The organism is Helicobacter equorum (assembly GCF_900198655.1).
Taxonomy (GTDB): domain Bacteria; phylum Campylobacterota; class Campylobacteria; order Campylobacterales; family Helicobacteraceae; genus Helicobacter_F; species Helicobacter_F equorum.
In genome coordinates, this window is record NZ_FZPO01000012.1 from 49,964 (window position 1) to 59,892 (window position 9,929).

General features: G+C 37.7%; 9 protein-coding genes. 5 read left to right on the forward strand and 4 right to left on the reverse strand.

The window, feature by feature from the left end:
* Window position 1: 1 nt before the first annotated feature.
* Window positions 2–3,199, forward strand: a complete 3,198-nt coding sequence (locus tag C6H22_RS03030) for an efflux RND transporter permease subunit (RefSeq protein WP_158654605.1) — start codon at window positions 2–4, stop codon at window positions 3,197–3,199.
* A 157-nt stretch (window positions 3,200–3,356) separates the two neighbouring features.
* Here the strand turns inward: C6H22_RS03030 and C6H22_RS03035 are convergent, their stop codons facing one another.
* The 4 genes from C6H22_RS03035 to C6H22_RS03045 are packed head-to-tail and all read right to left on the reverse strand — an operon-like array spanning window position 3,357 to window position 5,575.
* Window positions 3,357–4,196 carry a beta-1,4-N-acetylgalactosaminyltransferase gene (locus C6H22_RS03035; RefSeq protein ID WP_233707007.1) on the reverse strand — a complete coding sequence of 280 codons (840 nt, stop codon included), beginning with the start codon at window positions 4,194–4,196 and terminating at the stop codon, window positions 3,357–3,359.
* Window positions 4,141–4,326: a hypothetical protein gene (locus tag C6H22_RS08620; protein WP_158654606.1), complete on the reverse strand. Its 186-nt coding sequence runs from the start codon at window positions 4,324–4,326 to the stop codon at window positions 4,141–4,143. The genes C6H22_RS03035 and C6H22_RS08620 overlap by 56 nt, the downstream gene beginning before the upstream one ends.
* A 42-nt stretch (window positions 4,327–4,368) precedes the next feature.
* Complete coding sequence (locus C6H22_RS03040; protein ID WP_104693868.1) at window positions 4,369–5,334, reverse strand: alpha-2,3-sialyltransferase; 966 nt, start codon at window positions 5,332–5,334, stop codon at window positions 4,369–4,371.
* Window positions 5,321–5,575: a hypothetical protein gene (locus C6H22_RS03045; RefSeq protein WP_104693869.1), complete on the reverse strand. Its 255-nt coding sequence runs from the start codon at window positions 5,573–5,575 to the stop codon at window positions 5,321–5,323. Before C6H22_RS03045 ends, C6H22_RS03040 begins: the two co-directional genes overlap by 14 nt.
* Window positions 5,576–5,802: 227 nt before the next feature.
* Here C6H22_RS03045 and C6H22_RS03050 point away from each other — a divergent pair, with 227 nt between their 5' ends.
* The 4 genes from C6H22_RS03050 to C6H22_RS03065 form a co-directional block, all read left to right on the forward strand.
* A complete protein-coding gene (locus tag C6H22_RS03050; protein ID WP_104693870.1) occupies window positions 5,803–7,062 on the forward strand; it encodes a TolC family protein in 1,260 nt (419 codons plus the stop codon).
* 109 nt (window positions 7,063–7,171) lie between these two features.
* The gene (gene aroQ / locus C6H22_RS03055; RefSeq protein ID WP_104693871.1) at window positions 7,172–7,645 is read left to right on the forward strand and encodes a type II 3-dehydroquinate dehydratase; all 474 of its coding nucleotides are present in this window, start codon (window positions 7,172–7,174) and stop codon (window positions 7,643–7,645) included.
* A gap of 5 nt (window positions 7,646–7,650) precedes the next feature.
* Window positions 7,651–8,712: a M24 family metallopeptidase gene (locus C6H22_RS03060; RefSeq protein WP_104693872.1), complete on the forward strand. Its 1,062-nt coding sequence runs from the start codon at window positions 7,651–7,653 to the stop codon at window positions 8,710–8,712.
* A 40-nt stretch (window positions 8,713–8,752) separates the two neighbouring features.
* Window positions 8,753–9,929 (forward strand): 6-hydroxymethylpterin diphosphokinase MptE-like protein (locus C6H22_RS03065; protein WP_158654607.1); only part of this gene is annotated, 1,177 nt, incomplete at its 3' end.

Here is a 9,929-nt window from a genome sequence, read left to right on the forward strand (position 1 = left end):
TATGATACGCACACTCAAATTTTGCCTTCATAATCCTATGGTAGTTCTTGTGTGTGTGATTTTTGCGATTATGTTTGGGATTTTGGGCTTAAAGTCTATGCCCTATCAGCTTTTGCCCCAAGTTAGTAAGCCAACAATTAGTGTTTATACGAATTGGAATGGCGCGACACCTTATGAAATAGAAAAAGAGATTATTAATCGTCAAGAGAAATATCTCAAAGGCATTGAGGGCTTAGAATCTATGAGTTCTACCGCACGACAAGGACGTGCAGTGGTATTGTTGGAATTTCAAAGCGGAGTAGATACAAATTTTGCTCTTTTAAAAGTAAGTGCCAAAATAGATGAGATAAAAGGGTATCCAGAAGATGTCCATAAGCCTACGATTGCTTTAAGTGGTGAGAGTATTCCACCAGCCATTTATCTTTTTTTGCGCACACTAGAGAGCAATACCCAAGAGGTGGATACTTACAAGACATTTTTTGAAGACTATGTGCTTGGGCATTTGGAGCGCATAGAGGGTGTTGGTGAAGTGTTTTATCCCGGTGGGCGTGCTACACAGATACAAATTTTGCTAGATTCTAAACAACTTGCGCACCACAATATTAGCATAGCCGATGTTATTAGTGCAATAACTACACACAATACCAACACAACTGCAGGAAGTCTTGATTATGGAATGCGCTCATATAAAATCAAGGTGGAATCCGAATACAACGACACTGCTTCTATTCTTCACACACCTATTCAAAAATCTAACAATAAGGTTTTGTATCTTCAGGATCTTGGTGTTGTGGTGGAGGGTTTTGCCAAACAGACAAGCTATGGGTATCTCAACGATACACGTGCACTTAGTGTGCAGATTGTGCCTACGCCAAATGCGAATATTTTGGATTTGACGCAAAGGGTGCGCAAGGCAGTAGAGAATCTTAATGAGGGTATTTTGCATGATAATGGTTTAGAGCTTGTGTGGAGCAGAGACGAAGAGGGCTATATCCTTGATGCATTATCTTTGGTGAAAAACAACATTATCGTGGGCATTATTTTGGCATGTGTGGTGTTGTATCTATTTTTGCGCAATGTGTATTCTGTGGTGGTGGTGCTTATTGTTATCCCTATATGTATTATTAGCACATTTTTCTTTTTGAATCTTATGGGGCGCACATTAAATGTTATCTCTCTAGCAGGTGTGAGCTTTGCTATGAGTATGCTTATTGATAATGCTATAGTTGTGCTTGAAAACATCACGCGCCACTTGCACAAACAAAAACCACTTTTTAGGGCTTGTGTTGATGGTACAAGAGAAGTTATCGGAGCAATTTTTGCCTCGGTAGTAACAACTATCGCGATTTTTATTCCTATCATGGATATGCAACAGGATTTGGGGCAATTATTTTATGATGTTGCACTTAGCGTATGTTTTGGTTTGGGGATTTCATTTTTTGCTTCTATCTTTGTCATACCTACAATGATGCAAACATCCATCCAAACTTTTTATATTGAATCTCATAAAACACAAAGCTTGTATCAAAAACTTGGTGTTGCATGTAGTCAATGGCTTATGAGAGGCTTAGGTTTTATTTTGCACACGCCTAAGCGTAGCGCAGTGTTTATAGTCGGATTTATGTTTTTTTGTGTGGTGAGTAGCTGGGCATTATTTCCAAGGCTTGATTATCTTCCTAAGGGTAATCAAAATTTTCTCATCGGATATGTGAATGCACCACCTGGCATATCTTATGAGCAGCGAAAAGAGATTGGCGAGAGTATATTTTCTCAAAATAAACATCTTATAGAATCTTTGGGCTATACACAGCGAGATTCTAAAGACTTACCACCTATCAAGCATTTGTTTTTTTCTGGTAATGAATCGTATATGCAGTTTGGTGTAACCTCAAGTAATCCTGCAGAAATTAGGCGACTTATTCCACAGATTCAAGAAAGTATCAAAAACATTCCTGGTGTTAGGGCTTCTGTGGTGCAACAAGGAATCTTTAATAAGGGTTCTAGCACGCAAAGTATTTATATTAATGTTGTAGGGAGTGAGCTAGATTCTCTAGTCGCCACCGCTACAAGCCTAAGCAATGCCATCACACAAAAAATGCCATATATGCAAGTGCGCCCACTTCCCGCGCTAGAAAACACAAATCGCGAGATTGTATTGCACCCAGATTATGTCGCATTAGCCCTTAATGATCTTAATGTCAAGAGTTTTGGAGATATTGTTGATGTGGTGCTTGATGGCAAACAAATTGATGAATTTAAAATGCGTAGTGGCAAAACCATAGACCTTGTGCTTAAAGCTTTGCCAGATTTAAGCGATGAGAGTATAGAACGCGCTAGAGAGAGTGTAGATTTTCAGGCTCCAGAAGATTTCTCACACACACAAATTTATGTGCCTAGTGGTAGGTTGTTGCCACTAACTTCACTTACAGATATTGCTTATGAATACACTATGGCACAGATTCGGCATCTTGAGCGAGAGCGAACTATTTTACTTGTTTTAAATGCTCCTCCAAACAAACCCCTTGAGGAGATTCTCTCTAGTATCAAAGATGAGGTGTTGCCTGAGCTAGAGATAAAAGGTGAGTTGCGCGATAATCACCTTATCTTTGGTGGTGCTGCTAAAGACATTGAGGGTGGCAGAGAGGATTTGTATTTTGGATTTTTGTTGGCATTGTGTATTACATATCTTGTTTTGTGTGCGTTGTATGGAAATTTTTCTTATCCATTTATTATTATCTTGAGTGTGCCTTTTGCAATCTGTGGTGGCTTATTTGGACTAAGTTTTGTAAATGCCTTTGTGTATCCACAAAATCTTGATATGCTAAGTCTTTTGGGCTTTATTATTCTTGTGGGAAGCGTGGTTAATAATGCGATTTTAATCGTGCATCAAACCCAACATAATCTCAATGAGGGTATGGCGTATCTGCCTAGCATCATTGAATCTACCAAATCGCGCATGCGACCTATTTTTATGAGCATTTTTACAAGCGTGTTTGGATTAGCACCACTTGTGCTTTTTGGTGGTGCAGGGAGCGAGATTTATAGGGGGCTTGGATCTGTGCTTGTAGGTGGCTTACTATTTTCGGGTGTGCTTAGCTTGTTAGTGATTCCAAGTGCACTTTTTTTGTATTTTTGGATACAAGAACACAAAAAAAGGACTTGTAAGAAACATGCTATAATGTTTCTAAACAAGCCCTAAGGATTTTTCTAAAGGTTTTGAAAAATTTGGGATATAGGTGGTATTAATCTTTTAAATCCCACAGAGATAAAAAGGGCTAATTACTCTATTTGGTGAAGTAGGCTAAAGTGTAGTGCTTGCAATAAGGCGATATAATGGCTAGATTATAGTTTTGTTGTTATATAAATTTTTCATATTGCTCTAGTATCACTTGTTCCTCAAGCATAAAGCTAGGAATTACAGAATCTATAAGATGAGAATTTCTCTCTTTAAATTCTTGTAGGCTTAGGAGTTGGAGATACTTTGTGTAGTCTTTGCGTCTTTGTTTCACTGCTGGGAAATGCCATTGTATAAGGGGAGCGTGGAAATACCTTACATCATTTGGTAAAATTTGACTTTCAGAGTAAAGTGTGTTTTCGTGTTTTGTGTTATCAATCCATTGTGCTGCTTTGGAGGTTTTACGTTCAGTAAATGTAATATTTCTTTTGCATACTAGTAATTGATCATAGCCATTTATAAAGCCACTTTTACCACTATTTTGGACATAAATTTTAGAATCTTCAACTATAAAATTTATGCGAGGATAAACTACTGCATGATTTTTTTTTCTAGGGATGTAAAATGTTTGCTCTAAGAGCGTTGGCTCATAGATATGATCAACATCAATTTTTATAAACCACTCATTCTCTGGGATAAGTGAAAGCACAAAGTTATAATAGCTATGAAGTTTGTTGCATTCATGTGGTGGATTTTCTAAGAACACTTGATGAGGGTATTTTGCAGGGATAAAACTAGGGTATTTTTTACAAAATTCTAAAATAATTTCCTCACTAGAATCTGTGCAGTCATTATATCCAATCACTCCGCGTTTAATCGCAGGCAGCATAGAATCTAAACTTGCGCGCAATGTTTTTTCCTCATTTTTGACACGGATAAAGGCATATGGATTTTGTGGAGAATTTTTATGGTGCTTTGTTGAAAGGTAGTTCTGCGACAAACTTTGCGAGAGTAAGGGCATCTCGCCCCCCCCCCCCATAAAGATTATCTTTATAAGCAATCTGATGAAGTTTTTGTAGGGTGATTGAGGTATTTGTTTGTCGTCTTAGGAGTGCTCTTATACATTTTTTCAATGTTTGTTTTAAAGACATTTTGCTAGACCTTTGGTAATTTTTCTGCTTTTAGGCGACATTCTAGCATATTTTTAGCTTCTTAAAACAATACTTTATATCACGAGGCAAACGCGCTAAATCATAGAGGAGTTTAAGATAAAAGTTATTTTTTACTCTGCCACGTTTTGAATAATCTATATGTTCATTTAGGATTCTAAAAGTGCGGTAAGCATGTTCTGGTGGCAAAATAATATCATCTGTGTGGTTTGGAGGCTTTTTTTCTGGCTTTGTTGTGTTGTTTGTAATGGGCGCTAGAGGGATATAGCGCGAGAGTGGGCTAGCAGGAGAGAGTGAATAAAACTCCACATTGTAGGTTTTTGCTAAAAATTCTAATGCCTCTAGGTCTGCTGCTTTGCTATGATAGCTCTCTTGCTGTGACTTTTGTTGAGGCATGGCACTTTCAAATTCCCATGGCATAACCTTTAAGAGATTGGTTTTGGAATGATCAAAGGCATATAAAGTTTTACCCTCATAAAAATCAATGCCTGTCAGATAGATTTCTTTATGTCCTAATGCGACAGCTATCGCACAGAGGTAAATTCCACTTGTTGGATTTTTGTTAGAGTAGAGTTTTTGCAAGCTATTGTATTCTAAGAACTCACCAATATTTTCTGAGAGTTTGCCGTTATAGAGAGTATCGATAAAGCTATGTTTGTGGAGGACTTTTAATAAAAAGTTGGATTTTACATGAAATTCCTCTTTTGAGTTTGAGATAAACGGGCTGTCATTGATAATTATAGAATCTATTTTGTATTCTTTTGTGTTATTAAAAACTTGCATAGTATAGATATGCTCAAAAAGTGCTTGCTGTGCAAAGGTTACTGCTTTGATGTTCTTCCCTAAATAATATGCGTCTTCCAAATAGAATTGATTTGCGCGAAATACCTCATAAGAAAGAGGCAAGCGTGCATAATCAATAGCAGTTAAACTCGGTGCATTACCTGCCACAATAGCTTTTTGTATTTGCTGTGTGTTATCTTTTCGCATAGAGGGTCTCCGATACAAAAAGATAAAAATATGCAACAAAAACTTTTTTATTGTATATAATAGAGAAAGCAAACTTTGTGCAAATATCACACGTATGTTGGATTAGGGCATCTCGCCCCCCCCCCCCATAAAGATTATCTTTATAAGCAATCTGATGAAGTTTTTGTAGGGTGATTGAGGTATTTGTTTGTCGTCTTAGGAGTGCTCTTATACATTTTTTCAATGTTTGTTTTAAAGACATTTTGCTAGACCTTTGGTAATTTTTCTGCTTTTAGGCGACATTCTAGCATATTTTTGGATACAAGAACACAAAAAAGGGCTTGTAAGAAACATGCTATAATGTTTCTAAACAAGCCCTAAGGATTCTTCTAAAGGTTTTGAAAAATTTGGGATATAGAGTGTGGCAGTTAGCAAACCACATAAGACACAAATACATACACACAAATAATAATAAACATAGGTAGGAGAATGAAAGCAAAAATAGCCATCATAGCAATGTTGCCAATATATATGTTTGGGCTTAATCTTGATGAAACAATACGCTTGGCATTACAAAATAGCGATGTGATAAAAGAACAAGCATTTAATACCAAGCAGTCTCGCGCAGACCTCTTAGCACAATATGGTAGATTCTCTCCAAAAGTTGGACTTCAATACACGATAACACAAAATACTCGCGTTAATGATAGTGTGTATACAATTAACCTTAGCAATCTCCAAGTAACATATAACCTTTTTAATGGCTTGATAGATTTTTATGGACTTAAGTCTTATACAAATCTCCACAAAGCGCAGCAGTATATGTATGAGGCAAGCAAACAAGATATTATTTTACTTGCCAAAAGCCTCTATATCAAGATTTTACAAGCAAGAGATAATCTAGCAATTTCTACAGAATCTATCCGCCTTTTGGAGCTCCAAAAGGCACAGGCTGAACAATTTTATTTGCAAGGCGTGAAAGCAAAAAGCGATCTTTTGAGTGTGGAGGTGATGTTGGCTAATGCCAAAGTTACACAAAGCAATGATAAGAATCTTTTACATCACGCTACGTTGGCGCTCCAAAAGCTCATTATGCAAGAAGTCGATGTGCAGACGCTTGAAGAGATTAGACTCCAAAGTTTAGAAACGCTTTCTTTTGATCGCGAAAGGCTTTTAAGCATTATGCTCTCTCATCGTTCCGAATACCTCTATATGCAAGAAATGATTGCCTCAATAGAAAACCAAAAAAACGCTCTTTATGGGAATTTTTTACCCGCTCTTGATGTAAGTTTTTCTAAGAGGTGGTATAGCAATGATGTGAGCGTGCTTAATCGTTTTGGGACAAATCTTCAATCTCAAGCGCTTCTTGGTATGTCGTGGAATTTTTTTAATGGATTGAGTGATATGTATGCTATAGAATCTAAGCGTTATGAAGTTTTGGCAACCAAAAGCAAGCTTAGCGATCTCAAAAGAGAAATGATGCTCTCTCTTGATAAGGCACTTGATGATTTAGTCATAGCCAAGGAGCAATATAGCATTTCACAAAAGGCGATTGTTTTGGCTGAAGAAAATTATCGCATCATACAAAACCGCTACCAACAAAATATCGAAACCTCTAGAGAATTGCTTAATGTCGAGGTGGCACTTAATCAAGCACGCTTGCATTTCAATCAATCCCAACATCGTATTAATCTAGCTCTTGCTAATCTTGAGCGTATCGTGCAAAACCCATTATTGTTTTTGGACTAAGGCTTAGTTTAAGCAGGTTTTTATAGCATAACCGCTAGAGTCCTAGCCTTTATAAGCGTAGGATTTGTGGGGACACAGGTATGCGTAATAGTCTATATAAGGAGCAGTTATGAAAATCCTAGTTATCCAAGGACCAAATCTTAATATTTTAGGACATCGCGAACCTCATATTTATGGCAATGTAACACTCGATCAGATTCACACCAACCTTCAAGCTCAAGCTAAGCAACATAATACTGATATCGAATTTTTTCAAAGCAATTTTGAAGGTGAGATTATCGACAAACTTCAAGAATGTATAGGTGGGGAATATGATGGCGTTATCATTAATCCAGCCGCGTATTCTCACACTTCTATTGCCATTGCGGATTCTATTGCTAGTTGTGGTGTGCCAGTGATTGAGGTGCATATTAGCAACATTCATGCTAGAGAGGATTTCCGTGCCAAAAGCTACACGGGTAGAGTGTGTGCAGGTGTGATTACAGGGTTTGGCGTGTTTGGGTATCATTTGGGGCTTATTGCGCTTTTGCAGATTCTTAGTGAAATTGCAGCACTTAAAGCCCAGCAAAACAAACAACAATAATTCTCATGTCTTTTGATAGTTCATTACCATACATCGTGCGTGATGAAAACGCACAATATTATGAATGTGGTTTTAGTTGCGATAATGCTATCGTGTTGCGTATACAAGATCAATGTTTTTTCATCACCGATTCTCGCTATACGCTAGAGGCAAAACAAAATGTTTATAAACATGTTGAGGTTTTAGAATCTAGTGATTTACTGGATACACTCGCAACACTACTTGCCACGCAGGGAGTAAAAAAGCTTACCTTTAATCCCAATGAGCTTTCTGTTGCGTTCTATCAGACACTTTTATTGCATACACAAAAGCACAAATGCGAACTTTTGGCTGTCCCAAACTTTCATCAAGCACTGCGCATTATCAAATCAGATTCTCAAATCGCACTCATTCAAAAATCCCAAAAACTTAATAAACAAGCTTTCAAGGAATTTGCACACTTCGTGGGTAAGGCGATCCACAAAGGCAAGGCATTGAGTGAAAGGGATTTGCATTTTTATGCCACGATGTTTTTAAGCCACAAGGGTGCATATGATTTGAGTTTTAACCCCATAGTGGGATTAAATGCCACAGGAGCTAAGCCCCACGCTCTGCCAAGTGAAAAAAATCTTTGCAAAAACAACGATCTTTTGCTTTTTGATGCAGGGATAAAATATCAGCGTTATTGTTCGGATAGGACACGCACGGCAAATGTGTGTGCCGACATGAGTTTTGGCAAGTCCCAAAAATTTGCCTCTAAAAAGCAGCAAAAAATTTATGATATTGTTCTAAAGGCGCAAGAGAGAGCAATTTCTAAGGCTAGATCTGGTATGCGTGGATGTGAGATTGATGCGCTAGCACGAGAAGTGATAGAATCTAGCGGTTATGGAAAATATTTTGTGCATAGCACAGGGCATGGTGTTGGGCTAGATATACACGAGCTTCCACGCATTTCTGCTAAGAGTGAAGAGATTATACAAGATGGCATGGTGTTTTCTATCGAGCCAGGTATCTACCTTGGAGATGAGTTTGGCGTGCGTATAGAAGATTTGGTTGTGATGAAAAACGGCAGAGCAGAGGTGCTATAATATTGTGAGAATCTCTTATGGTGTGTAGGAGTATTTTGTGATGAGTCTTACAGAAATTTTATACTCTTATGATTTACATCCTTTAGATTCATATATGAGTCAATGTTTTGTCAAAAATATGGAATTTTTTAAATCCCTAAACCCTAAGCTTTTTGCCGAGCTTAGTAAGCCTCCTACTACACATAATCTTTTTTTTAATGATAATGAGCTTAATATCATAAATCTCCAAGACAATGCCCTCGTGTATCCTAGAAGTGGCGAAAATACAATGATTGCTACGCATATAGCGCTTAGCCAAACTCCTATGAATAATCCGCATTTTATTGTGCATACCAATCACCTCACACTTCAAAAGCTTGATGAAGATAAAATCCCACTCACTGCTTTTACTTGCAATGGCATTATCACGCTTATGCAAGAGAGTGGTGGAGGGCAATCCTATCATCTCCCTAGTAATTTCCTTCCTAGCTCGACATTTTTTGGCGTGCTTGGGGGCATTTTTTTGCAGTTACTTTTGGAGCGTGGTGTATCGTTTCATTCTTTGCTTTTGTTTGAAGAATATCTTGATATGCTACGCATTATGTTGTATTTTGTGGATTTTCCTTTGCTTTTTTCTCGGACAAATGATCGTGCGTGTTATATTTTTGTCCAAGATATAATTCATCAGGAATTTATTCATACATATTTTTCTTCACGCAAGATTACAAACAATTTTTTGCGTCTTGAAATATTTTTGTATGAGAGTCCTAAAATTGCAAGTGCGCGTGATATTGTCCATGAGGCTTATAGGGTAAATTCTCGTGGTTGGGGAAGTTTTGATGATGAAATGATAGGTGTGCGTAATACACTCCATAACCTCAAGTCTCATTATCCGATGTTACATATGCCAGAGCGTGTTGAGATACCTATTTGTGTAGTGGGGAATGGAGCTAGTTTGGATATGCTTTTGCCTTTTATTAAAACAAATACTCACAATATGCTTATCTTTTCTTGCGGTACGGCGATAAAACCACTCAAGGCATATGGCATAGAGCCTGATTTTCAAATTGAGATTGAGCGGATTTCTTACCTTAAAGATGTGCTGATACAAGCACCTTTGGGCGATACCACGTTACTTTGTGGTAGCGTCGTGCAGCCAGAAGCTTTGGCTCTTGGCAAAAACGCTTATATATTTATGCGCGGTGGAAGTGCAGGGGCTTATATGTTTGGTGCAAACA